Origin of the sequence: Microbacterium sp. KRD172 (assembly GCF_017168295.1) — a bacterium.
GTDB lineage: Bacteria > Actinomycetota > Actinomycetes > Actinomycetales > Microbacteriaceae > Microbacterium > Microbacterium profundi.
The window spans coordinates 1,604,136-1,627,232 of the sequence record NZ_JABFAS010000002.1 but is presented as its reverse complement, the minus strand read 5'-3'; the positions used below and the strand labels follow the sequence as shown (position 1 = coordinate 1,627,232).

Here is a 23,097-nt window from a genome sequence, read left to right as displayed (position 1 = left end):
GCCACCCGGCGATCAGAGGATGGTCGTCAGCACGCCGCCATCTGCCCGCAGCGCCGCACCGTTCGTCGCGGACGAGAGCGGGCTCGCGAGGTAGAGCGCGAGGTTGGCGATCTCTTCGGGTTCGATGAACCGTTCGAGCAGCGACGTCCTGTTCTCGCCGATGATCGCCCTCTTCAGTCCGTCGGCCGGAATGCCCTGTGCCTGCGAGAGCACGGCCACGGTGTCGGCCACACCGTCGGAGTAGGTCGGTCCGCCCAGGATCGTGTTCACCGTCACCTCGGTGCCGTGGGTGAGTTTCGCGAGACCGTTGCTCAGCGCAAGCATCGCGGCCTTCGTGACGCCGTAGTGCACCATGTCTGCGGGGATGTTCACGCCGGACTCGCTGCCGATGAAGACGATGCGGCCCCAGCCCCTCTCGAGCATGCTCGGCAAGGCGTGACGCGAGAGGCGCACACCACTCATGACGTTGAGGGTGAAATAACGCTGCCAGTCATCGTCACTGATGTCGTTGAAGGAGGCGAGCTCGAAGAGTCCGACGTTGTTGACCAGGATGTCGACGGCACCGAGCTCTTGGACCAACTGTGCCGTCTGCTGCTCGTCGCCGAGGTCCGCGACGATTCCCGTGACAGCCGCGTCAGCATCCGGTGCCTTCAATCGACGGACCGCGTCGTCGACCTTCTCCCCGCTGCGGCCGTTGACCACGACCGACACGCCTTCGTCGAGCAATGCTCTCGCGATCGCGAAGCCGATCCCCTGCGTCGACCCGCTCACGAATGCTCTTCTGCCGCCCAGATTCAACTCCATGACACTCCTTTTACTTTCTCAGTCAAGTCATGTTGCATCATTTGACTTGACTGCGCAAGTCATTCGAGTAGTCTGCTGGCATGTCCGATCCTTCTGGCCGCGCAGTTCTCGACGGCGATGAACTGGAGACCTGGTCGTCTCTGGCCACTCTCCTGGAATGGCTGCCCACCGCACTCGATGCACAACTGCTCGGCGATTCGGAGGTGACGCACTTCGAGTACGGCATCCTGTACGCCCTCGCCGACGCTCCGGAGGCGACCCTTCGCATGAGTGTGCTCGCCGGCTTCGCCAACAGCTCACTGTCACGGCTTTCGCGGGCGGCCGCGCGTCTGGAGAAACGCGGCTGGATGCGCCGGAGTCCCGACCCGGCCGACGGTCGTTTCACGCTCGCGATCCTCACGGATGCCGGGCTCGCCAAGGTCGAGCAGGCGGGGCCAGGCCATGTGAAAACGGTGCGCCGACTGGTCGTCGACCCGCTGAGCCCTGCGCAGCTGAAGCAGTTGAAGCAGATCAGTCGTCGGATCCTCGGCGCGATCCGAGAAGACGAGGGCTGGCGGCCCGGCGTGGTTCGCTGACGAGACGGAATACCCGCAGACCGCTCTGCCTTGCATCCGACATGAGAGCAATCGTGTACACGGACAAGGGCGGCTCCGAGACGCTCACGATGATCGAGCGCGACGCGGGGCAGCCGGGTCCCGGAGAGGTGCGCGTCCGCATCCACGCGTCGGGAGTGAATCCGACCGACTGGAAGGCGCGCGCCTCTGAGGGAACACCAATGCCGTTCGATCAGATCGTGCCGAATCAGGACGGCGCCGGCGTTGTGGATGCCGTTGGCGATGATGTCGCGGACCTGCAGGTGGGCGATCGCGTGTGGCTGTACCTTGCGGCACATGAGCGTCCGACCGGAACCGCACAGGACGTCACCATCGTTCCTGCCATCCGTGCCGTGCGCCTCCCGGACGGCATCGGCTTCGACACCGCCGCGAGCCTCGGCGTGCCGGCCATGACGGCGCATCGCGCGCTGACCGTGCACGAATTCGGCCCGTCGCGCCTCGCCCCCGGCGCTCTGTCCGGCAGGACAGTGCTCGTGCAGGGCGGAGCAGGAGCGGTGGGGCATGCGGCGATCCAACTCGCTGTCTGGGCCGGAGCGACGGTTCTCACGACCGTGAGCGGCGACGAGAAGGAGGCCCTCGCTCGTGCCGCCGGCGCGCAGCACGTGTTCCGCTATCCCGACGATCGGCTGGCCGAACGGATCCTGGAGGTCGCTCCTTCGGGCGTCGACCACATCGTCGAGGTCTCCCCCGCGATGAACGCGGCACTGGACGTGGCCGTGGTCGCGAATCATGGTTCGATCGCGTTCTACGCGAACGACAAGGGCGACACGATCACCATCCCGATCATCGCCACCTTCGCGAAGAACGTGCGGTGGCAGGGGCTGCTGCTCTACACGGTCGGTGAGGATGCTCTCGCCGCGGCGGTCGCAGACATCACAGCCGCACTGGAGGACGACGCGCTTCCTGTCGGAGAGGAGGCCGGGCTTCCCCTCACCTGGTTTCCGCTAGAGGAGACGGCCGCCGCTCACGACGCGGTTCAGCACGGGGCGATCGGGAAAGTGCTCATCCGCGTTGCGGAGAGTGACCATGAAGTGGGCCCTGCCGGGATCGAACCGACGACATCCACGGTGTAAACGTGGCGCTCTACCAGCTGAGCTAAAGGCCCTGGTGTCTTCAGTCTATCCATGTCGCGGATGCGCGACGCAGTCTGTGAAGAGGGCTAGGCTGAATGCGGCGCGCGTTGTGCCGAGCCGACAAGGCTCCCCGCGTCGCTTCCCGTTTCCTTGGCAAGACCTGCCAGCTTGACGAAAGGCTCCTTGTGACCGTTCACGACCAGGATCCGTACTCCCAGGGCCCCCTCGACAGCGATCCGGAGGAGACCGGCGAGTGGCAGCAGTCACTTGACGGGCTGGTCGATTCCAAGGGTCACGGCCGCGGCCGCGAGATCATGCTCAGCATGCTCAAGCGCTCGAAGGAGCTGCACCTCAACGTGCCGATGGTTCCGACGACGGACTACATCAACACCATCGCCTCCGAGAACGAGCCGGACTTCCCCGGCGACGAGGAACTCGAGCGCCGCTACCGCCACTGGATCCGCTGGAACGCGGCGATCACCGTGCACCGCGCGCAGCGTCCTGGCATCGGCGTCGGCGGTCACATCTCGACCTACGCGTCGGCGGCCTCGCTCTACGAGGTCGGCCACAACCACTTCTTCCGCGGACAGGACGACTCGTCCGGCGGCGACCAGATCTTCTACCAGGGTCACGCCTCCCCCGGCATGTACGCCCGTGCCTACCTCGAAGGACGCCTGAACGAATCACAGCTCGACGCGTTCCGCCAGGAGAAGTCCGGCGCACCGAACGGCATCCCCTCTTACCCGCACCCGCGCATGATGCGCGACTTCTGGCAGTTCCCGACCGTCTCGATGGGCCTCGGCCCGATCAACGCGGTCTACCAGGCGATGGCGAACAAGTACCTCGAGAACCGCGGCATCAAGAGCGTCGCCGACTCCCACGTGTGGGCCTTCCTCGGCGACGGCGAGATGGACGAGGTCGAGTCTCGCGGTCAGCTGCAGGTCGCAGCCAACGAGGGTCTCGACAACCTCACCTTCGTGATCAACTGCAACCTGCAGCGCCTGGACGGACCGGTGCGCGGCAACGGCAAGATCATCCAGGAGCTGGAGTCGTACTTCCGCGGCGCCGGCTGGAACGTCATCAAGGTCGTCTGGGGCCGCGAGTGGGACGACCTGCTCGCCCGCGACACCGAGGGCGCACTGCTCAACCTCATGAACGTCACCCCCGACGGTGACTACCAGACCTACAAGGCCGAGAGCGGCGCCTTCGTCCGCGAGAACTTCTTCGGTCGCGATGAGCGCACCGCCGCTCTGGTCAAGGACTACACCGACGACCAGATCTGGAAGCTGCGCCGTGGTGGCCACGACTACCGCAAGGTGTACGCCGCGTACAAGGCCGCCATGGAGCACAAGGGCCAGCCGACCGTCATCCTCGCGAAGACGGTCAAGGGCTACGGCCTCGGCCCGCACTTCGAGGGGCGCAACGCGACGCACCAGATGAAGAAGATGACGCTGGAAGACCTCAAGCTCTTCCGCGACACGATGCAGATCCCGATCACGGATGCGCAGCTCGAGGAGAACCCCTACCAGCCGCCGTACTTCCACCCCGGCGCGCAGGACGAGACGATCCAGTACATGCTGGACCGCCGTCACGCACTCGGTGGATTCCTGCCCGAGCGGCGCACCACCCACGTGGGGCTCACGCTGCCAGAGGACAAGGACTACGCGTTCCCCAAGAAGGGCTCTGGCAACCAGGAGGTCGCCACGACGATGGCGTTCGTCCGCATGCTCAAGGACCTCATGAAGGTCAAGGGCTTCGGAGAGCGGGTCGTCCCGATCATCCCGGACGAGGCGCGCACGTTCGGTATGGACGCGTACTTCCCGACCGCGAAGATCTACAACCCGAACGGCCAGAACTACACCGCTGTCGACCGCGAACTGCTCCTCGCCTACAAGGAGAGCCCGCAGGGTCAGATCATGCACGTCGGCATCAACGAGGCGGGCGCCACCGCGGCGTTCACCGCGACCGGCACCGCATACTCGACGCACGGCGAGCCGCTGATCCCGATCTACATCTTCTACTCGATGTTCGGCTACCAGCGCACTGGCGATGCCTTCTGGGCGGCCGCCGACCAGATGGCCCGCGGTTTCGTGATCGGCGCGACCGCCGGCCGTACGACGCTGACCGGAGAGGGCACGCAGCACGCTGACGGCCACTCCCCGCTGCTCGCGTCGACAAACCCGGCCACGGTGACGTACGACCCGGCCTACGGTTACGAGGTCGCCCACATCGTGCAGGCCGGCATCGAGCGCATGTACGGCGGAACGCACCCCGACCCGGACGTCATGTACTACCTCACGGTCTACAACGAGCCGTTCAAGCAGCCCGCTGAGCCGGAGGACGTCGACGTCGAGGGCATCCTCAAGGGTCTGCACCGCGTCTCCGAGGGCCAGGGCGACGGACCGCGCGTCCAGCTGCTCGCCTCCGGCGTCGGTGTGCCGTGGGCTCTCGAGGCTCAGGAACTGCTCGCGAAGGACTGGGGCGTCACCGCCGATGTGTGGTCCGTCACCAGCTGGACCGAGCTGCGCCGCGACGGCCTCGCCGCCGACGAGCACAATTTCCTGCACCCTGAGGAAGAGCCGCAGGTCGCATACGTCACGCAGAAGCTGCAGGGAGCCGAGGGTCCGTTCGTCGCGACCAGCGACTTCATGCACGCGGTGCAGGACCAGATCCGTCAGTGGGTTCCCGGCGAGTACTACACGCTCGGCGCCGACGGCTTCGGTTTCGCGGACACCCGTGCGGCGGCCCGTCGTTTCTTCAAGATCGACGGTCCCTCCATGGTGGTCCGCGCGCTTCAGGGCCTCGCAGACAAGGGCCAGGTCGAGCGCTCCGTGATCGCACAGGCGATCTCGAAGTACGACCTGCACAACGTCAACGCCGGCACGAGCGGAAACGCCGGCGGCGAGAGCTGAGCCCGGTGTGACCGGATCGCCTGTGGCATCGATGGACAAGACGACGACGCTCGCCTGGCTGCGCCGGATCTCCGGCGATCTCGCCACGGCGACCATCCAGCGTCTCGATGACACGCTGCCCTGGTACGCCGACATGCCACCGGCCCGCCGCTCTGCGGTCGGGCTGGTGGCCCAGGCGGGCATCACGTCGTTCATCCAGTGGTTCGACGATCCGACCTCCACGCCGTGGATCGCGGCGGACATCTTCGCCGCAGCCCCGCGCGAGCTCTTGCGCAGCGTCAGCCTGACCCAGACGTTGCAGCTCATCAGGGTGACCGTGGAAGTCACAGAGGAGCGGGTCGCCGGCAAGGGCGAAGCGCTCCGCGAAGCCATCCTGCTCTACTCGCGTGAGGTCGCCTTCGCCGCCGCAGACGTGTACGCCCGCGCCGCAGAGGCGCGCGGGCTGTGGGATGCGCGGCTCGAAGCTCTGGTGGTCGACTCCATCCTCACCGGTGAGGCCGACGAGGAGCTGCCCAGCCGCATCGCGGCACTCGGGTGGCACGGTCATGGCGAGGTGTGCGTGCTGGTCGGTACGACTCCCCCGCAGTTCGACGTCGATCACGTGCGCCGCACTGCGCGCAAACTCGCGGTCGACGTGCTCATCGGCGTTCAGGGCTCGCGGCTCGTCCTGGTGCTCGGCCGTGCGCGCGTTCCCGGTCGCGAAGATGTCGCGGATGAACTCGCGTTCGAAGACATCGCGGCGCGTCTCGAGCCGTCGTTCGGCCCCGGCTACGTCGTGCTCGGCCCGCCCGTCGCGGCTCTCGTGGACGCAGGGCAGAGCGCACGCGCCGCGCTCGCCGGATTCGCCGTCGCCCGCGCATGGCGCACGGCTCCGCGTCCCGTCGAGGCCGACGACCTGCTGCCCGAGCGCGCACTCGCCGGCGACCCGCTGGCGAAGCAGACCCTCATCGAACGCATCTACCGTCCGCTGCAGGCGCATTCGACAGACCTGGTCACGACGCTCTGGAGCTATCTCGACAACGGTCGCTCCCTTGAAGCGACGGCGCGAGAACTGTTCGTGCACCCGAACACGGTCCGCTACCGCCTCAAGCGCGTGAGTGAGGTCATCGGCTGGGATGCCACGGGTCCGCGAGAGGCGCTGATCCTGCAGACGGCGCTGATCATCGGCTCGATCGGCGCCACGGATCCGGTGCGTCGCCGTCCGACCAACCGCCGCGCACGCTGACAAGCCGGTGAACGCTGTGCGCCACACACAAGGGAATCTCGGAATCTTGTGATGGTTCATCCACCGTTCTGGCTCGAACGTTGGCAGACTGAGTAGGTGATTGTCGCCTGCTGCCCTGGACAGGGCTCACAGACCCCCGGCTTCCTCTCCCCCTGGCTCGAACTGGACGGCGTCGCCGACAGCCTCGCAGCCTATTCCGAGGCGGCCGAAGTCGATCTCGTCCTGCACGGCACGCAGTCCGATGCCGACACGATCCGCGACACGCGCATCGCGCAGCCGCTCATCGTCGCGGCGTCACTGATCGCCGCCGCAGCACTCGCCGAGCGCGCCGGACGCACCCCGGACGGCACTGCGGGCCACTCGGTCGGTGAGCTCGCCGCACTCGTCGGCGCCGGTGTCGTCTCCGCAGAGCAGGCGATGAGTCTCGTCGGCGTCCGCGGACGTGCGATGGCGGATGCCGCGGCACAGACCCCGACCGGAATGAGTGCGGTGATCGGCGGCGACGAGCACGCAGTGCTCGCGCGTCTCGCCGAGCTCGAACTCTCACCGGCCAACTACAACGGCGGCGGCCAGATCGTCGTCGCCGGTGCTCTTCCAGCCTTGGCCGCACTTGCCGAGGAGCCGGTCAAGGGAACCCGCGTCATCCCGCTGCAGGTCGCCGGCGCGTTCCACACCGCGTACATGGCGCCGGCCGTCGAGGCGCTGCGCGCGGCGATCGGCGCGGTCGTTCCCGGCGACCCGCAGATCACGCTCTGGACCAACAAGGACGGCTCGGTCGTCACGTCCGGCGCCGCGGCCCTCGATCTGATCGTCAACCAGGTCTCCTCGCCGGTGCGCTGGGACCTCTGCATGGGCTCCTTCGCCGACAACGGCGTCACCGGGCTCATCGAACTCGCCCCGGCAGGAGCCCTCGCCGGCCTCGCCAAACGGGGCCTGCGCGGCACGCCGGTCGTAGCCGTGAAGACACCAGAAGACCTCGACGCAGCGGCTGAGCTGCTGAACGGAGCAGCCGCATGACCGCCACGCTGAAGCAGGCCACCGGCCCGCAGTTCACCCGCATCCTGTCGTTCGGCGCTGCGCGCGGCGAGAACGCGGTCCCGAACGACGACCTCATCGGGCCGATCGATTCCAGTGACGAGTGGATCCGCCAGCGCACCGGCATCATCACCCGTGCGCGCGCGGTCAAGGAGACCGACGCGATCGATCTCGCCACCATCGCGGCCGCCGAGGCCATCGAGAAGGCCGGTGTCGCAGCATCCGAAGTCGACCTCGTGATCGTGGCGACCATCAGCAATCCGAAGCAGTCGCCCTCGGTGTCGGCGATCGTCGCCGACCGCGTCGGCTCGAACCCGGCCGCGGCATACGACGTCAACGCCGCATGCGCCGGCTACGCCTACGCCATTGCGCAGGCCGACGCGCTGATCCGCGCCGGCGCCGCGCGCTACGCCCTCGTGATCGGCACGGAGAAGCTCTCCGACGTCGTAGACCCCGCCGACCGCAGCATCTCGTTCCTGCTCGGCGACGGTGCAGGCGCCGCCCTGATCGGGCCGAGCGAGACGCCTGGCATCGCGCCGGCCGTCTGGGGTTCGGACGGCTCGAAGGCGGATGCCGTCGGCATGAACGGCACCCTCACCCAGTTCCGCGACGGCGAGGTGCCGTGGCCGACGCTCCGTCAGGAGGGCCCCACGGTGTTCCGCTGGGCGGTCTGGGAGATGGCGAAGGTCGCACGTGAGGCACTCGACGTCGCCGGCATCGAAGCGGCAGACCTCGCCGCATTCATTCCGCACCAGGCCAACATGCGCATCATCGACGAGTTCGCGAAGCAACTGAAGCTGCCGGAGACCACGGTGATCGCGCGCGACATCGAGACCACCGGCAACACCTCGGCGGCGTCCATCCCGCTCGCGAGCCACCGGCTGATGGCCGAGCATCCTGAACTCTCCGGCGGACTCGCACTGCAGATCGGCTTCGGCGCCGGTCTGGTATTCGCAGCTCAAGTCGTCGTCCTCCCCTGAACACGTCCGCCGACCTCCTAAACTGTTCATCGGTTCCGAATACAACCCGCAAGAAAGAGGAAAACCACATGGCTTTCACCAACGATGAGGTCCTCGCCGGCCTCTCCGAGCTCATCACCGACGAGACCGGCATCGACGGCTCCGCGGTCGCGCTCGAGAAGTCCTTCACCGATGACCTCGACATCGACTCGATCTCGATGATGACGATCGTCGTCAACGCAGAAGAGAAGTTCGGCGTCACCATCCCCGACGACGAGGTCAAGAACCTCAAGACCGTCGGTGACGCCGTGAACTTCATCGTCGCCGGCCAGGCGTAAGACCTGACGGATGCCACCCTCGCGAACCGCGAGGCGTGGCATCCTCTGCCTTCCCTCTCCAGAGACTGCTCTCGTCCCCTTCGACAGGAACCACACCCAATGACCAAGCGCATCGTCGTCACCGGTATCGGCGCCACTTCCGCAATCGGCGGCACGGCTCCGGAGAACTGGACCAACCTGCTGGCCGGTATGTCCGGGGGCCGCACCCTCGAACATGAGTGGGTCGAAGAGCTTCAGCTCCCCGTGACATTCGCCGCTGAGGCGATCGTGCGCCCTGAAGAGGTCCTCGCGCGTCCGGTCGCCAAGCGCCTCGACCCGTCCTCCCAGTTCGCGTTGATCGCGGCCATGGAGGCGTGGGAGGACGCGGGTTCGCCCGATGTCGATCCCGAGCGTCTCGGCGTGGACTTCGCGACCGGCATCGGTGGCGTGTGGACCCTGCTCGACGCATGGGACACGCTGCGTGAGAAGGGCCCTCGCCGCGTCATGCCGATGACGGTGCCCATGCTCATGCCGAACTCGGCCGCGGGCAATCTGTCCCTCCACTTCACGGCGCGCGCCTTCGCCCGCACGGTCGCGTCCGCCTGCGCATCCAGCACTGAGTCGCTGGTCAACGCCTACGAGCACCTGCAGTCAGGGCTCGCGGATGTCGTCATCGCCGGCGGCACCGAGTCGGCCATCCACCCGATCACGATCGCGTCGTTCGCATCGATGCAGGCCCTATCGCGTCGCAATGACGACCCCGCCACCGCCTCCCGCCCCTACTCGGAGGACCGCGACGGCTTCGTGATGGGTGAAGGCGCAGCGGTGCTCATCCTCGAGACCGAAGAGCACGCCAAGGCGCGCGGCGCCAAGATCTACGCCGAACTCGTCGGCGGCGGCGTCACGGCCGATGCGTTCCACATCACCGCCAACGCTCCGGAGGGCGCAGCGCGTGCCGTCACGCTCGCGCTCGAAGCCGCTGGCCGCACACCGGATGAGATCACCCACATCAACGCGCACGCGACATCGACGCCGGTCGGCGACCCGAATGAGTACGCCGCGCTGAAGAGCGTCATCGGCGACCGCGTGCACGACATCCCGGTGTCGGCGACCAAGGCATCCACCGGTCACCTCCTCGGCGGCACCGGCGCACTCGAGGCGATCTTCACGATCCTCGCGATCCAGAACCGCGTCGCACCCCCGACCATCAACCTCACGACGCAGGATCCGGATATCCCGCTGCTCGTCTCCGGCGATGCACAGCCTCTGGGTGAAGGCCCGCAGCTCGCGATCAGCAATTCGTTCGGCTTCGGCGGGCACAACGCCGTCGCCGCATTCGCGTCCTACGAGGACTGAGCACGTTCAGGTCCGCATGACGAAGGCCTCGTCTCCGATCATCTCGGAGCGAGGCCTTCGTCGTGCGGGGGCGGGATTCGCGTTCTCGGAGTCCGGGATGGTTCACCGGCATCCGATACTGACGCCTCCTGCGCCCCGGGTCTGAAGGAGGTCGGAGGCTAGCCGACCTTGTGAAGCCACACGACCGTGGAATCGTCGCTGGCGTGGCGGAATGGCTCGAGCTCTTCATCCCAGGCCGAGCCGAGAGCGACATCGAGCTCACGCTGCAACTCGAGCGCGCTTCCGGCCGCGATCTCCATGGCGTAGCGGATGCGGTCCTCGCCGATGACGATGTTGCCGGCCGCGTCGGCCTGCGCATAGTGGATGCCGAGATCAGGGGTGTGCAGCCAACGACCGCCGTCGCTGCGCGGCGTCGGATCCTCGGTCACCTCGAAGCGCAGGTGCTCCCAGCCGCGGATCGCGGTCGCGAGTGCAGCGCCGGTGCCGACGGGGCCGTCCCAGTAGAACTCGGCACGACGAGATCCCTCGAGTACAGGCTGTTCGGCCCACTCGAAGTTCACCGCACGACCGATAGCGCGTCCGACCGCCCATTCCAGGTGCGGGCAAAGCGCGCGAGGCGCAGAGTGGATGTACACCACTCCGCGTGCGTAAGCCGTCGCCATGATCTCTCCGTTTCTTCAGGTGCGTCTTCCCCAACGACCTGAGCCAACGAAGTGTGGCGAGAATATGCGGTTATACGCCGATTATCGCCCAGACGGACAGAAATCACAAGCGTGTGATTATGAAGAAGGCCCCGGCCTTCGGGCCGGGGCTTTCTCAGGACGGTGATCAGGCGGACTACGCCTCGCTCATCGCCTGCTTGACCTGCTGGCCCTTGGCGGCGTAGTAGGCGGCGCGTGCAGCATCCTTGCGCGCCTGCTCCGCGTAGCCGGCCTCGAGAACGTCCTGCGGGACCTCGAAGTTCTCGACCTGGTCGGTACCGTTGTACTTGTCGATGTAGGCGTCGAGCTCGGGACCCGACGTCCACGACGTGATGAGGTTGTAGCGGGGCTCGGATCCGACGTGGGTCGCGGCGTGCCACAGTCGCTGCGTGTCGATGATGAGCTGAGCCCCGGCGGGAAGCGCGATCCGAACCTCGCCCGCCGGGTCGGTGCGGTTCTCACGCAGGACGAAGAAGCTGTCCTTGTCATCGCTGAGGTTGAAGAATCCGCGGACGACCCATCCGGTGCCGTCGGGGTTCAACCGGTTGTTGTCGTCCTGGTGAAGGTTGTAGAGGCATTCGCCGTACGGCGTGGGCTGCAGCTCGATCACGCGGCAGCGGCCGACATTGGCACCCGGCTCCTGCGCGCGACGCGTGAGGTTCGGGGCCTTAGCGACCTGGGAGTCGATCCACACGCCGTCCTTGTCGGTGCGCGGCGGCTTGTGGTTCCAGAAGCCGTTGCACTCGATGTCGCCGAAGGCACTGGCCAGCGGAGCGAAACGGGTGTCACCCGACGACTTCCAGTCGTTGTACTCGATGTCCAGCCACTCTTTGGGATCGAGGTCCTGGTTGTAGCTGTCGAGGACGACGAAGCCCTTTTCCTCGAGGGCTGCGGATTTGATGTATCCCATGATCTAGGTCATGTCCTTTCATCGGGGGCCAGCACGTTTTAACAGGCCCTGATAAGGCAAGCCTAACAGCGTGTTCTGCGGCACCAGCGTGGCCCACCGCCGGCGATTCGCCGGCGACTAGACTCTTTCACGGCGGGTAGCGGGATCGCACCGCCGTGAGGAGCAAGAGCGAAGAACATGGCAACCGCCACGAATGTCGAAGCGACCGCCGTCAACACGATCGAGTGGCTCTCTGCTCCGGACACGACCATCGTCGTCCCGGTCTACCAGCGCCAGTACCGCTGGGACATCGGCGGATGCGAGCGCCTGCTCTCCGACATCCGCGCCGTCGCCAAGGAAGGCGACACGCACCGCCATTTCATCGGCTCCATCCTCTCCGCACAGGACGCCTCGGAGATCGACCTGATCCTCATCGACGGACAGCAGCGCATCACGACGCTCATGCTGCTCGTCGCCGCTCTGCATCACGCGGTCCGTGATTCCGACCCCGCCATGGCCGCGGACCTCGAACGGGTACTGGTGCGAGCGGATGACCCGTCGCGCACCAAGCTGCGCCCGCACCATGCGTGGGCCGAGCTCTACGAGTCGGTCGTTCTCGATCAGCGTGACGATGCCGACCGCGAATCGCGCTTCGACGACAATTACGCCTTCTTCCGCAGCCAGGTGCATGCTGACGAGGCTCCGACGATCTGGCGCGGACTGCAGAGGATCGAGCATGTGTCGATCACACTCGGACCTGCGGCGAACGCGCAGCAGATCTTCGAGAGCCTGAACTCCACCGGCGAGCCGCTGCGCGATCACGAGCTCATCCACAACTACATCCTGATGGGCCTCACCCACGCTGAGCAGCTCGACGTCGAGGAGCGCTACTGGCTTCCGATCGAGCGTCACACGGGCGAGACGATCGGGGCATTCTGGCGCCACTACCTCGTGATGACCACAGGCCGGGAGGTCGCCGCGAACGGCGAGCACGGCGTGTACAGCGCGTTCCGGCATTCCTTCCCGCGCGTGGATGTGGCGCATCTGCAGGCGGATGCCGACATCTGGCGTCACTACGCCGAGATCTACGCCGTCCTGCTCGATCCTTCTTCCGAGAAGGATGCCGAGATCCGGACGCAGCTCCGGTACATCAACACGTTCGGACGCGCAGCATATCCCCTGGCCATGAGCGCGTACAGCGACCACGTGCGCGGCCTCATCCCGCGCGCAGAGCTGATCGAGACGCTCGAGTGGATTCAGGCCCTCTATCTGCGACGCGCGCTGGTCGGGCTGCCGGCTGAGCGATTGATCGCACGGCTCTGCCGGGCACGTGCCGAAGGACGCGAAGCACTGATGCGGGCGTTCGCGCGCATCACCCCGTCGGACGAGCGTGTCAGCGCGGTGCTGAAGTATGCAGAACTCCCCCACGCGGCGTACGTGCTCGGCCGCCTCGAGCAGGTGGAGGACACCTCGGATCACGACGTCGAGCACATCGTTCCGCTCGTGCCCAGCGATTCCTGGTCAGGCGACGGCACCCGGCCCTGGATCGATTACTCGGAGGACGAGCGCAACAGCCACAGGGCGCTCGCACCGACGCTCGGCAACCTCACGCTGCTCGAGCAGTCCCTCACAGAGCGCGTCTTCGGCGCCTCCTATGACGACAAGCGGCGGGATGCGTATGCACGCAGCGCGGTCGAGGAGACGCGCGCCCTCGTGGACACCGATTCCTGGGGCACAGCGACCATATCGGCGCGCACGGTGCGGCTCACCGAACGGCTGGTGCGCATCTGGGCTCGACCGGCCCTCCCTGAGATCGACGACGACGCCCTCACCCCTGTGCTCGACGCCGTGCGTCGGCGCGGCTGGCCCGCAGGCTGGGACCGGGAGTTCGATTACGTCGAGTACCGCGGCGAGCACTGGGAGGTGAAGGACGTGCGTGCGCTCTTCAACCGGGTCTTCCGCCGCGCATGGACCGACGCCCGCCCGTCTGCACTCGCGTACAGCAGGAGCCACGGCGGTCCCATCTACGACGAGATGGCGTGGAAGGGACAGTGGGATGCTCTGGACGACGAGAACTTCCTCTACATGGGCTGGGATTCGAACTACATGATGAGCGCGCTGCAGGGCGTGCTGGAGGAATCGGGTATCGCCGCCGAGGTGTTCGTGAAATACTCCTACATCGGGAACGTGATGTGATGCGACAGAAGACTCATACCGATGCGCCGGCCACGCCGAAGGCCGCCGATCCGGTCGACCAGGCATTCGAGGACATCTCGCTCGGATGGGACGCGGATGTGCCGCTGGAGTGCGAATGCGACCATGGCGACGAAGAGGCGTACGCAGCGTGCGGACGCCGCGCCAAGTGGCGAGTGACGATCGACTGCACGTGCGGCGAGAACCATCCGCGCACGGTGGAGCTGCTGTGCACGAAGTGCCTGCGCACGGCCCGCAAGGATCTGGGCAACGAGGCCATCACCGCGCGTCCGCTGTGACGGCGGATGAGAGTAGGGCGGGTGGGACTTGAACCCACGAATCGTCGGGTTATGAGCCCGCTGCCTTAACCAACTTGGCCACCGCCCCGCAGAGTTAACAGCCTAGCGGTGCAGGTCGGCGTCAGAGCGCCGTGGCGCTCCGGTGCGTCTCCAGGTGCGAGTGGTAGATCTCGGCGTTCGCGATGATCCCTGCCCGCTCGTCCTCGCTGAGTTCGCGGCGCACCTTCGCCGGCACGCCGGCCACCAGCGATCCGTCCGGCACCTCGGTGCCTCCGAGGATGACCGCACCACCGGCGATCAGGCAGCCCTTGCCGATCACCGCGCCGCTGAGGATCACCGAACCCATCCCGATCAACGAGCCGTCGCCGATCGTGCATCCGTGCACGACCGCGTTGTGACCGATCGACACGTTCGCACCGATGACGACGGGATGGCCGCTGTCGACATGCACCGAGACGTTGTCCTGCACGTTGCTTCCGGCCCCGACCGTGATCCCCGCTGAATCGGCACGCAGCACCGCGTTGTACCAGACGCTCGCGCCGGGCTCCAGCGTGACGTCGCCCACGATGCGCGCTCCGTCGGCGACGAAGGCGTCGTCCGCGATGCGCGGCGTCTTGGTGCCGAGGGCGAGAACGGATGCTGATGACGAGATGCTCATGAGGCGAGACTATCCTCAATTCCGCGTCATTCCGCGGAAGTGAGCCGAGCCTCAGCTTGCTTGCGGAATGTTTCAGTCTGAGTAGCGTTGTCTCCATCAGGTTCGAATTCGCCGTTCTGGAGGAAGAAACATGAACAAGGCACAGACCATCTCCACCACCGCCAGCGACCCGACGGTCGCCGCGGCCGCGGCACAGTTCCTCTCCCCCGTCGTACTCGGGCTGCAGGCTCTGACCGTCAACGGCAAGCAGGCGCACTGGCACGTGCGCGGCGCCAACTTCATCGGCGTCCACGAATTGCTCGACTCGGTCGTCGCACACGCGGGCGCGTTCGCCGACACCGCTGCAGAGCGCATCGTCGCTCTGGGCCTGCCGATCGACGCGCGGCTCAGCACCGTCGCCGCCAAGGTCGCCGCATCGGCAGTGCCGGCAGGGTTCACGCAGTCGACCGAGCTGATCCGCAACATCGTCGCCGACATCGACGCGATCCTCGTCGACACGAAGGCCGCGATCGACGGTCTCGACGAAATCGACCTCACGAGCCAGGACGTCGCGATCGAGATCATGCGCGGCCTCGAGAAGGACCGCTGGTTCCTCGTCGCTCACGTCGCCGAGTAGTCGGACGACACACGAAGAAAGGCACGGGATCCGTCCGGTGCCTTTCTTCGTTCCCACGCGGGATGCAGCAGCTCAGCCCGCGGCCACCATCGCATCCTTCATCGCCTGGGTGTACTGCGGTGCCAGGGTGTCGACGAACGTCACCGTCAGATGATCCTGGTCGCGATACACGTTCGCGCCACCGATGACCGTCTTGCAGGTATCCTCGTCGCAGAAGACGTCGGTGAAGTCGAGCAGGGTCACATCCTCGGCGCCTTCGGCCGCATCACGCAGCGGATCGTCCTCGAGCAGCACATCCGCGCGTGCCCCTGAGCATTCCGCCTGATCGCGTGTACGCAGGCATTTGTTCGGGTCGGTTTCGAACACCGGGTTGTCGACGACCGTGATCACCGGGATGCCGCGATCGGTCATGGTCGACCATGCCTTCTGATACCCGGCCACCGCGGCTTCGTGAGCGGATTCGAACCCGGCAGACGAGTAGGGCGTGTTCGAGATCGCAGACGTGAAGACGACATCGAAGTCACGGTCCGCGAGTTGGGCGTCCACACCCGCTCTCCAGTCGGAGCACGCGGCACCGAAGGAGCCGCCCGTCGCCAGCGGCGTGGCGTTCCACGGGCATGCGCCCTTGAAGTACGTCGTGAGGTGCCAGCCCTCCCGCTCGGCGATCCCCTGGAACGTCGACAGCAGCTGAAAGGCGTGGCTATCGCCGATGAGGGCAACCTGGGGGGCGTCAGGGTCGTCAGAGCCGAACTCGCACGACTTGGCCCGCGAGTCGTTCAACTGGATGAAGCACTGCTCATCCGAGGGACGATCGACGCCTGCGAACCCCGGGGCGGGAAGGATCGTGTCGAGCTCAGTACCTGCGCACGACTCATCCAGCACCGATGCCGCGCCGAAGCAGGCCGGCGGATTCTCACGGACGTCCTCGATCGCCTGCACGCCCTGCTGATACGCCGGCGCGTTGATCGCCCAGCCTCCGGCCGCCACCGCACCGACCAGGATCATCGCGGCAAGAGCCGCCCACAGCGTCACCTTCGGTGGACGCGTCGTCAACGGCTTCCACGTGCGCGCCGGATCCTCGACGAACCGCTTGGTGAGCCACGCGAGCACGAAGCAGATCACCAGCAGCGCGACACGGTGGTAGATCGTCAGGCCCCAGAACGGCACAGACGGAGCGATGATGATCAGCGGCCAGTGCCAGAGATACAGGCTGTACGAGATGTCACCGGTGAAGCGCATCGGCGGTATCGACAGAAGGCGGGTCGGATACCACCAGCGATCGGTGTTCGACGCGGCAATGATCGCGGCGGCCCCGAGCGTCGGCAGCAACGCCGCATATCCGGGGAACGGGGTCTGCCCGTCGAAGCGGAACGCCGTGTACAGCAGCGCGATGATTCCAGCCCAGCCGAGCACGAAGCTCACAACGGCATTGCGCACGCGCAGCATCGGCACGAGGGCGATGACCGCACCGACGCCGAACTGCCACATGCGCCCCATGGTGACGAAGTACGCCGGTGCAGGATCGGTGATCGTGTATACGACGCAGAATACGAATGACGCCACCGAGACGAGGCCGATCGCGATCGCCGCGGCGCGCAGTCGATCCCCGCGGAACCACTTGACCGCGACCCATGCTGCAAGCAGCATGATCAGCGGCCACAGCACGTAGAACTGCTCCTCCAGCGAGAGCGACCAGTAGTGCTGCACCGTCGTGGGGTCTCCGGCCTGCGCCAGATAATCGGCGGAGTTGAAAGCCAGGTACCAGTTCTCCACGTAGAACGTGGAGGCGATGATCTCCTTGACCTCAGCGGGCAGCGCCGAGGTCGGTGTGAGGAACGGGACCGCCGCGACGATCGCGCAGAACAGCAGCACGAGTAGCGAGGCCGGCAGCAGACGGCGCGCTCGGCGCGCCCAGAACTGTCCGAGCTTGACCGTTCCGGTGGAGGTGAGCTCCCTCGCGAGATGCGCGGTGATAAGGAAGCCGGAGATGACGAAGAAGATGTCGACGCCGACGTAGCCGCCGCTGAGGCGGGCGGGCCAGAAGTGGTACAGCACGACGAAGAGGACGGCGATCGCCCTGAGTCCCTGCACGTGCGGGATGAACCGCGAGGTTGCCGCATGCTCCGGTGAGCGGTCTCGTCGACGCTGGGACCGAGTGGGAGCCGGAGTCTGCGCTGTGGAGTTCACGGCTACAACGGTATCGTGCGCACGCTGAGATCACGCGCACCGCCAAGCGGTGACGGGTGCCCCTCGATCACGTCAAGTGCGTGATCGAGCCGCCGAGCAGTGTCGCCAGCACCGGCATCGCGCGCAGCATCGACGGGTCCGCATCCTGCGGATCGGCAGCGCACAGCACCAGATCAGCGGGCTCGCCAGGACGGACGGCGCTGCGGACGCTCGCAGCGAGCGCCTCGTCGACGCTCAGCCGTTCTTCGGGATGCCACGGCTCGCGCTCGTCGTTCGTCCGATGCACCGCCGCCGCGATGGCCTGCCATGGCTCCAGCGGCGCCACTGGCGCATCGGAACCCAGTCTCAGCTCGGCCCCGACCCGCAGCAACGACGCCATCGGATACCCCACGGCCGTCTGAACCGCCCAGTACTGCTTCACCAGGTCGCGGTCATCGACCGCATGCTGCGGCTGCACGCTGACTGCGAGGCCGAGTCGGGCGAGACGGGCGAGGTCGGCGTGGCGCACCAGCTGCGCGTGCTCGATCGTTCCGGATGCGCCGGTCACGGTCACCGCGTCCAAAGCGGACGACACCGCGCGGTCGCCGATCGCATGGATGGCGACGGCGAGTCCGGAGCCGACCGCCTCCGTCAGAAGTCCGATCAGTTCGGCGGGCGGAATGTTCAGCACGCCGAAGTCGGCGGCGTCGCCGGGGTAGGCGTGCGAGCACGCGGCTGTACGCGTTCCGAGCGACCCGTCCGTGATGATCTTGAGGGATCCGACGCGCACGAGCCCGCCGGTCTCCGGCAGCACCTCACCGGTTCGAAGACCACTCGCGATGGCGCGCGCAAGGTCCGCCGGGTACACCGCGAATTCCACCCGCTGCGTATTGAAGCCGGCACTGGCGCGGCGTGCCCACGCATCCGCATTCCAGGCCATGTCGAAGTCGACGATCCCCGTCACTCCCCTGGCTGCGGCGGCCTGGCCTGCTGCACGCACCGCGAGATCGCCGTGCACAGGCTCCACCACGTTCACGCGCTTCGAGATCTCGAAAGCGTCTTCTTCGCGCAGCATCCCGTCGGAAGAGACGAATCCCTCTCGCGCGAGTGCGGTGGAATTCAGCCACACGCTGTGCACGTCCGCGTTGATCAGGTACGTGGGCTCATCTCCCGTCGCTGCGTCGAGAACCTGCAGAGACGGGGAGTCCGCCCACAACGCGTCCCGGAAACCTGTGCCGACGCGTCGGCCGTCGGCCAGCGGTGCGACGCCAGCCATCCGCGAGGCCGCGTCGACGGCTGAGACAGCGGCGCCCAGTTGTTCCCGTTCGGAAGCCAGAGCCCACTGCACGGTGTGAACGTGGTTGTCCCACAACCCGGGTACGACCCATGCACCGTCGGCATCGATGGTCTCGCCCCCTACTGGCAGGGCGCCGGCAGGGGCGATGTCGACGATCCGGCCGCCATCGATGTGGATGTCGACCGGCTCGTCGTCGACGAGGAACTCACGCCCTGGCCCCGCGACCCGAGCATTCCGGATCACCGAGACGTGGGTGCCGACCTCCGTCATGCCGTGCGACCGGGGCGAGCGTCCTGAGCCCTGCGCATCTCGCCGGCCAAGGCGGGGTTCGCATAGACGCCATCGCCCTGCAGTTCGGCGATGACGCGTTCGACGGTCGCGGCTTCCTTGTTCTGGCTGAGCTTGCGCTTGGCCACCACTCGCGTCGGCGTCAGACGGAATCCGACCGTGCCCGAGGCGAGCCTGCGCACGAAGGCCTCGTCGTTCGGCCGCTCCCACATGAGCCGCGGATCCGGCATACGTCCCTCGAAACGTTCGACCAGCCGGTCGAGCACCCTCAGGTTCTCGTCGTCGCTGAGGATCTCCGGCACGCCCGAGAGGTGCACCGCGATGTAGTTCCAGGTCGGCACGGCCTGCGTGTCGGGCCCGTACCAGCCGGGAGACACATAGCCGTGCGGGCCCTGGAACACGACCAGGAGTTCGCGCTCCCCCATGCCGTGGATCAGGTCATCGGGGCGCCCGACATGCCCCACGATGGTGAGGTCATCGCGGTCCTCGTCGAGCATCATCACGTAGTGCGAGGCGACCTGTCCGTCCGCCGCGCCGCTCACGATCGTCGCCCACGGATTCTGCTCGATGACACGTCGCATCTCGGCGACGTCGGCGAGAGTGAAACTGGGGTTCTGACGCATGCTCTCAGCCTAGATGCCTGCGCTCACTCGGTCTTCACGACCGGAATGGACTGAGTCTTCCAGTCTTCGAAGGCCTTGTCTCCCGCCATGAACGCGTCGACTTCCTCCGGAGTCGCCCGCAGTTTCGGGTCGTTGTCGAGGTACTTCTTCGTCTCGCGGGCGACGAGACCGGAAAGGATCAGCAGGCCGATGAGGTTCGGCAGCGCCATGAGGCCGTTCATCACATCCGAGAAGGCCCACACGACCCCCAACTGCACCGTGCAGCCGATGAACACGACGAGTGAGAACAGGATGCGGAACGGTACCACCGCCCGGCGTCCGAACAGGCGCTCGGCATTGCGCTCACCGTAGTACGACCAGCCGAGGATGGTGGATCCGGCGAAGAGCACCAAGCCGATCGTGACGATGTAGTGCCCCCATTCGCCGGGTAGTCCGTTCGAGAAGGCCTCGCCAGTCATCAGCGCCGGGCTGATCTGCTCACCGGTGTCCGGGTCGGTCTGGTTCCACACGCCGGTCGTGATGATGACGAGTCCTGTGCACGTCACGACGATGATCGTGTCGATGAACGTCTGAGTCATCGATACCAGGCCCTGTCGGACGGGGTGGCTCGTCTTCGCGGCGGCGGCTGCGATCGCTGCTGAACCCATGCCGGACTCGTTGGAGAAGATGCCGCGGGCAACGCCGTATTGCACCGCGATGATGATTGCTGATCCTGCGAATCCGCCGACGGCGCTGGTTCCGGTGAAGGCGTCTGTGAAGATCTGTGCGATGGCCGCCGGGATGCCTCCGACGTTCGCAATAAGGATGTACAGCGCACCGAGTACGTAGAAGATGATCATGATCGGCACGAGACCTGCCGTGACCCGGCCGATCGACTTGATGCCGCCTACGAGCACGACCAGCGCGAACACGGTCAGCACTATCCCGGAGACCCACGGCGGCACGCTGAAGCTCGACTCGAGGTTCGTCGCGATCGAGTTGCCCTGGGTCATGTTGCCGATGCCGAAGCAGGCGATCAACGCGGCGACCGAGAAGAACAACGCGAGCGTCTTACCGAACCATCCGCGGATGCCGCGCTCGAGATACTGCTGGGGCCCGCCGTTCTTCTCGCCGGCCTCATCGGTCACGCGGAACCGTACGCCGAGGAAAGCTTCGGAGTACTTCGACGCCATGCCCAGAAGGCCGGTCACCCACATCCAGAACAAGGCGCCGGGTCCGCCGATGCCGATGGCGGTGGCGACGCCGACGATGTTGCCGGTTCCTACCGTGGCCGCGAGGGCCGTCGTCAGCGCCTGGAACTGCGAGATGTCGCCGTCAGAGCCCGGATCCTTCCGCGTGAACAGTCCCAGCCGCAACGCGGAGCCGAGGCGGATGAACTGCAGCCCGCCGAGGCGGATCGTGAGATACAGTCCGGTTCCCAGCAGAAGAGGGATGAGGAACCATGGTCCCCAGATCCAGCCGCTGATTGTCTCTAACGCGCTCTGCAAGCCCGTGAGGTCCATGATGCTCCTGTCTGCGTCGGTGCAGTCGATGGGACCACATTAGTCAGGCCTGGCACCTCGGACACCAGTAGAGCTTCCGCGCGCCGAGTTCTTCGAGTGCGATCTCGGTACCGCATACGCGGCACGGCAGGCCGGCACGGTGGTAGACCCAGTGCCGATCGTCACGGCTCGCCATGGCCGCACGATAGCCGGTCGGTGACAGGTCGTCCATGGTCATCATCTGGCCGGTCTCGACGCCGATGGCGAGTAGCCGCACCCAGTCCTGCCAGAGGTGGTGAACGATCTCCTCCGGCACGTCGCGGCCAGGCGTGTGCGGGTTCAGACGCGCCCGGTACAGCATCTCGGCGCGGTACACGTTGCCGATGCCGCTCACCACCGTCTGGTCCATCAGCAACAGGGCGATCGGGGTCTGCTTCTTGCGCACCGCTCGGACGAAGCGCTCCTCGTTCTCGATCGGGTCGCCCACGAGAGGGTCAGGGCCGAGTTTGGCGACGCTGGCGAGCATCTCATCCGGCGTCTGCAACTCGCACGCCGTCGGTCCGCGTAGGTCGGCCGCCGTGATGTCGGTCATCAGGCGAAGCCGCACCTGACCCACGATCGGCGGGGGCCACTCCGAACCCTCGTCCGCGAGACCCTTGGTCTGCTCGGACATGCGCACGTGCACCCGCGCGCGCCTGGGCGCGCCGATCGACGCCAGCGAGTTCTCGCCCGCGCTGTCGAGGATCGGGGCGTCATCGAGGATCGGAGCGTCCAGATCCGTGCCGCGCTGATTCGTCTGCCCCATGCGTCCGTTCGCGGACGCGATGGTCGGGTCGATGAGGATCTCGCCCGCGAAGTCCCATGCGCCGTAGAGGCCCAGGTGGACCCTTAGCCACAGGTCGCCCTCGGCCTCGAGGAACATCTGCTTGCCGACGGCCTTGACGCTGACGGCCTCTCGTCCGTCGAGCAGCGCCGCTCCCTCCGCGAAGCGGCCCTGGGGGCTGGAGGCGTGCAGCCGCTTGCCGATGAAGTTGCGCTCGAACTGCCGAGCGATCCGGTGGACGGAGTGACCCTCTGGCATGTCAGGCCTGCGGGTCTGACAGCTCGCGGGGGTCAGGGAGCAAGGAGCCGTCGCGTTCGAAATCCGCGATCTGGCCGATCCGACGCACATGGCGCTCCTCGTCCGAGAACGGCGTCGAGATGAAACGGTCGATGAACGCGGTGACCTCGTCGAACGTGTGCTGGCGCGCACCGATCGAGATCACGTTCGCGTCGTTGTGCTCACGGGCGAGCTCGGCGGTGGACAGATTCCATACGAGTGCCGCGCGGATGCCCTGCACCTTGTTCGCAGCGATCTGCTCGCCGTTGCCCGAGCCGCCGAACACGATGCCCAGTGCCACGACGCCCGCAACCTGATCGGCGACGACGCCCTGCGCCGCACGGATGCAGAACGCCGGATAGTCGTCGACGGCGTCGTACTCGAGCGGACCGTGGTCGATGACCTCGTGATTCGCGGCTCGCAGGTGGTCCTGCAGCTTCGTGGAGAATTCCAGTCCCGCGTGGTCGGTGGCGATGTGGATGCGCATGCTCA

At 66.5% G+C, this 23,097-nt stretch carries 21 protein-coding genes and 2 tRNA genes; 11 read left to right on the top strand and 12 right to left on the bottom strand.

Features of this window, described 5'->3' with window-relative positions:
- Positions 1-12 precede the first annotated feature (12 nt).
- The gene (locus J1M43_RS08195; protein ID WP_033107163.1) at positions 13-804 is read right to left on the bottom strand and encodes an SDR family NAD(P)-dependent oxidoreductase; all 792 of its coding nucleotides are present in this window, start codon (positions 802-804) and stop codon (positions 13-15) included.
- Between the two features lie 80 nt (positions 805-884).
- Here J1M43_RS08195 and J1M43_RS08190 point away from each other — a divergent pair, with 80 nt between their 5' ends.
- Both J1M43_RS08190 and J1M43_RS08185 read left to right on the top strand, forming a co-directional pair.
- Positions 885-1,379 (top strand): MarR family winged helix-turn-helix transcriptional regulator, encoded by a 495-nt coding sequence (locus tag J1M43_RS08190; protein ID WP_033107164.1) that lies wholly within the window; start codon positions 885-887, stop codon positions 1,377-1,379.
- Positions 1,380-1,420: 41 nt separating this feature from the next.
- Positions 1,421-2,491, top strand: coding sequence for an NADPH:quinone reductase (locus tag J1M43_RS08185; protein ID WP_052167081.1), 1,071 nt, complete (start codon positions 1,421-1,423; stop codon positions 2,489-2,491).
- Here J1M43_RS08185 and J1M43_RS08180 read toward each other — a convergent pair.
- Positions 2,451-2,523, bottom strand: a tRNA-Val gene (locus tag J1M43_RS08180). The two genes, J1M43_RS08185 and J1M43_RS08180, sit on opposite strands and share 41 nt — an antisense overlap.
- Before the next feature lie 153 nt (positions 2,524-2,676).
- On the opposite strand from J1M43_RS08180, the gene aceE reads away from it, so the two are divergent.
- The 6 genes from aceE to J1M43_RS08150 all read left to right on the top strand — a co-directional run bounded on the left by aceE (position 2,677) and on the right by J1M43_RS08150 (position 10,295).
- Positions 2,677-5,403, top strand: a complete 2,727-nt coding sequence (gene aceE / locus J1M43_RS08175; protein WP_033107165.1) for a pyruvate dehydrogenase (acetyl-transferring), homodimeric type — start codon at positions 2,677-2,679, stop codon at positions 5,401-5,403.
- A 31-nt stretch (positions 5,404-5,434) separates the two neighbouring features.
- The gene (locus J1M43_RS08170) at positions 5,435-6,628 is read left to right on the top strand and encodes a CdaR family transcriptional regulator (RefSeq protein ID WP_152594915.1); all 1,194 of its coding nucleotides are present in this window, start codon (positions 5,435-5,437) and stop codon (positions 6,626-6,628) included.
- Between the two features lie 96 nt (positions 6,629-6,724).
- Positions 6,725-7,645: an ACP S-malonyltransferase gene (locus J1M43_RS08165; protein WP_206476446.1), complete on the top strand. Its 921-nt coding sequence runs from the start codon at positions 6,725-6,727 to the stop codon at positions 7,643-7,645.
- Positions 7,642-8,643 (top strand): beta-ketoacyl-ACP synthase III, encoded by a 1,002-nt coding sequence (locus J1M43_RS08160; RefSeq protein WP_033107168.1) that lies wholly within the window; start codon positions 7,642-7,644, stop codon positions 8,641-8,643. The genes J1M43_RS08165 and J1M43_RS08160 overlap by 4 nt, the downstream gene beginning before the upstream one ends.
- A gap of 68 nt (positions 8,644-8,711) precedes the next feature.
- Entirely contained in the window at positions 8,712-8,960 is a 249-nt protein-coding gene (locus tag J1M43_RS08155) for an acyl carrier protein (RefSeq protein ID WP_033107169.1), read from the top strand.
- Positions 8,961-9,059: 99 nt separating this feature from the next.
- The gene (locus J1M43_RS08150) at positions 9,060-10,295 is read left to right on the top strand and encodes a beta-ketoacyl synthase (protein WP_033107170.1); all 1,236 of its coding nucleotides are present in this window, start codon (positions 9,060-9,062) and stop codon (positions 10,293-10,295) included.
- 158 nt (positions 10,296-10,453) lie between these two features.
- Here the strand turns inward: J1M43_RS08150 and J1M43_RS08145 are convergent, their stop codons facing one another.
- Positions 10,454-10,957 carry a DUF3145 domain-containing protein gene (locus tag J1M43_RS08145; protein WP_033107171.1) on the bottom strand — a complete coding sequence of 168 codons (504 nt, stop codon included), beginning with the start codon at positions 10,955-10,957 and terminating at the stop codon, positions 10,454-10,456.
- A 175-nt stretch (positions 10,958-11,132) separates the two neighbouring features.
- Positions 11,133-11,906: a hypothetical protein gene (locus tag J1M43_RS08140; protein ID WP_033107172.1), complete on the bottom strand. Its 774-nt coding sequence runs from the start codon at positions 11,904-11,906 to the stop codon at positions 11,133-11,135.
- 177 nt (positions 11,907-12,083) lie between these two features.
- Between J1M43_RS08140 and J1M43_RS08135 the strand changes: the two genes are divergently transcribed.
- Complete coding sequence (locus J1M43_RS08135; RefSeq protein ID WP_206476445.1) at positions 12,084-14,081, top strand: DUF262 domain-containing protein; 1,998 nt, start codon at positions 12,084-12,086, stop codon at positions 14,079-14,081.
- The gene (locus J1M43_RS08130; RefSeq protein ID WP_033107174.1) at positions 14,081-14,377 is read left to right on the top strand and encodes a hypothetical protein; all 297 of its coding nucleotides are present in this window, start codon (positions 14,081-14,083) and stop codon (positions 14,375-14,377) included. The genes J1M43_RS08135 and J1M43_RS08130 overlap by 1 nt, the downstream gene beginning before the upstream one ends.
- 13 nt (positions 14,378-14,390) lie before the next feature.
- Here J1M43_RS08130 and J1M43_RS08125 read toward each other — a convergent pair.
- Positions 14,391-14,465: transfer RNA gene (locus tag J1M43_RS08125), tRNA-Ile, on the bottom strand.
- 33 nt (positions 14,466-14,498) lie between these two features.
- Positions 14,499-15,035 carry a gamma carbonic anhydrase family protein gene (locus J1M43_RS08120; RefSeq protein WP_033107175.1) on the bottom strand — a complete coding sequence of 179 codons (537 nt, stop codon included), beginning with the start codon at positions 15,033-15,035 and terminating at the stop codon, positions 14,499-14,501.
- 130 nt (positions 15,036-15,165) lie between these two features.
- Between J1M43_RS08120 and J1M43_RS08115 the strand changes: the two genes are divergently transcribed.
- Entirely contained in the window at positions 15,166-15,651 is a 486-nt protein-coding gene (locus tag J1M43_RS08115; RefSeq protein ID WP_033107176.1) for a Dps family protein, read from the top strand.
- 72 nt (positions 15,652-15,723) lie between these two features.
- On the opposite strand, the gene J1M43_RS17085 is transcribed toward J1M43_RS08115, so the two are convergent.
- The 6 genes from J1M43_RS17085 to J1M43_RS08085 form a co-directional block, all read right to left on the bottom strand.
- A complete protein-coding gene (locus tag J1M43_RS17085; RefSeq protein ID WP_206476444.1) occupies positions 15,724-17,838 on the bottom strand; it encodes an acyltransferase family protein in 2,115 nt (704 codons plus the stop codon).
- Positions 17,839-17,905: 67 nt separating this feature from the next.
- Positions 17,906-19,384: an amidohydrolase gene (locus tag J1M43_RS08105; protein WP_206476443.1), complete on the bottom strand. Its 1,479-nt coding sequence runs from the start codon at positions 19,382-19,384 to the stop codon at positions 17,906-17,908.
- Positions 19,381-20,025: an FMN-binding negative transcriptional regulator gene (locus J1M43_RS08100; RefSeq protein ID WP_033107179.1), complete on the bottom strand. Its 645-nt coding sequence runs from the start codon at positions 20,023-20,025 to the stop codon at positions 19,381-19,383. The genes J1M43_RS08105 and J1M43_RS08100 overlap by 4 nt, the downstream gene beginning before the upstream one ends.
- A gap of 23 nt (positions 20,026-20,048) precedes the next feature.
- Positions 20,049-21,527 (bottom strand): sodium:alanine symporter family protein, encoded by a 1,479-nt coding sequence (locus tag J1M43_RS08095; RefSeq protein WP_033107180.1) that lies wholly within the window; start codon positions 21,525-21,527, stop codon positions 20,049-20,051.
- Between the two features lie 43 nt (positions 21,528-21,570).
- Positions 21,571-22,587 (bottom strand): Fpg/Nei family DNA glycosylase, encoded by a 1,017-nt coding sequence (locus tag J1M43_RS08090; protein WP_206476442.1) that lies wholly within the window; start codon positions 22,585-22,587, stop codon positions 21,571-21,573.
- Between the two features lies 1 nt (position 22,588).
- Entirely contained in the window at positions 22,589-23,092 is a 504-nt protein-coding gene (locus J1M43_RS08085) for a ribose-5-phosphate isomerase (RefSeq protein WP_033107182.1), read from the bottom strand.
- Positions 23,093-23,097: the final 5 nt, after the last annotated feature.

Coding starts and splice junctions, on each gene's coding strand:
- J1M43_RS08160 (WP_033107168.1), top strand. CDS start 7,642: ATGACCGCCACGCTGAAGCAGGCCACCGGCCCGCAGTTCACCCGCATC.
- J1M43_RS08190 (WP_033107164.1), top strand. CDS start 885: ATGTCCGATCCTTCTGGCCGCGCAGTTCTCGACGGCGATGAACTGGAG.
- J1M43_RS08115 (WP_033107176.1), top strand. CDS start 15,166: ATGAACAAGGCACAGACCATCTCCACCACCGCCAGCGACCCGACGGTC.
- J1M43_RS08135 (WP_206476445.1), top strand. CDS start 12,084: ATGGCAACCGCCACGAATGTCGAAGCGACCGCCGTCAACACGATCGAG.
- J1M43_RS08085 (WP_033107182.1), bottom strand. CDS start 23,092: ATGCGCATCCACATCGCCACCGACCACGCGGGACTGGAATTCTCCACG.
- J1M43_RS08155 (WP_033107169.1), top strand. CDS start 8,712: ATGGCTTTCACCAACGATGAGGTCCTCGCCGGCCTCTCCGAGCTCATC.
- J1M43_RS08095 (WP_033107180.1), bottom strand. CDS start 21,527: ATGGACCTCACGGGCTTGCAGAGCGCGTTAGAGACAATCAGCGGCTGG.
- J1M43_RS08120 (WP_033107175.1), bottom strand. CDS start 15,035: ATGAGCATCTCGTCATCAGCATCCGTTCTCGCCCTCGGCACCAAGACG.
- J1M43_RS08145 (WP_033107171.1), bottom strand. CDS start 10,957: ATGGCGACGGCTTACGCACGCGGAGTGGTGTACATCCACTCTGCGCCT.
- J1M43_RS08130 (WP_033107174.1), top strand. CDS start 14,081: ATGCGACAGAAGACTCATACCGATGCGCCGGCCACGCCGAAGGCCGCC.
- J1M43_RS08170 (WP_152594915.1), top strand. CDS start 5,435: ATGGACAAGACGACGACGCTCGCCTGGCTGCGCCGGATCTCCGGCGAT.
- J1M43_RS08185 (WP_052167081.1), top strand. CDS start 1,421: ATGAGAGCAATCGTGTACACGGACAAGGGCGGCTCCGAGACGCTCACG.
- J1M43_RS08150 (WP_033107170.1), top strand. CDS start 9,060: ATGACCAAGCGCATCGTCGTCACCGGTATCGGCGCCACTTCCGCAATC.
- J1M43_RS08100 (WP_033107179.1), bottom strand. CDS start 20,025: ATGCGTCAGAACCCCAGTTTCACTCTCGCCGACGTCGCCGAGATGCGA.
- J1M43_RS08105 (WP_206476443.1), bottom strand. CDS start 19,384: ATGACGGAGGTCGGCACCCACGTCTCGGTGATCCGGAATGCTCGGGTC.
- J1M43_RS08090 (WP_206476442.1), bottom strand. CDS start 22,587: ATGCCAGAGGGTCACTCCGTCCACCGGATCGCTCGGCAGTTCGAGCGC.
- J1M43_RS08195 (WP_033107163.1), bottom strand. CDS start 804: ATGGAGTTGAATCTGGGCGGCAGAAGAGCATTCGTGAGCGGGTCGACG.
- J1M43_RS08140 (WP_033107172.1), bottom strand. CDS start 11,906: ATGGGATACATCAAATCCGCAGCCCTCGAGGAAAAGGGCTTCGTCGTC.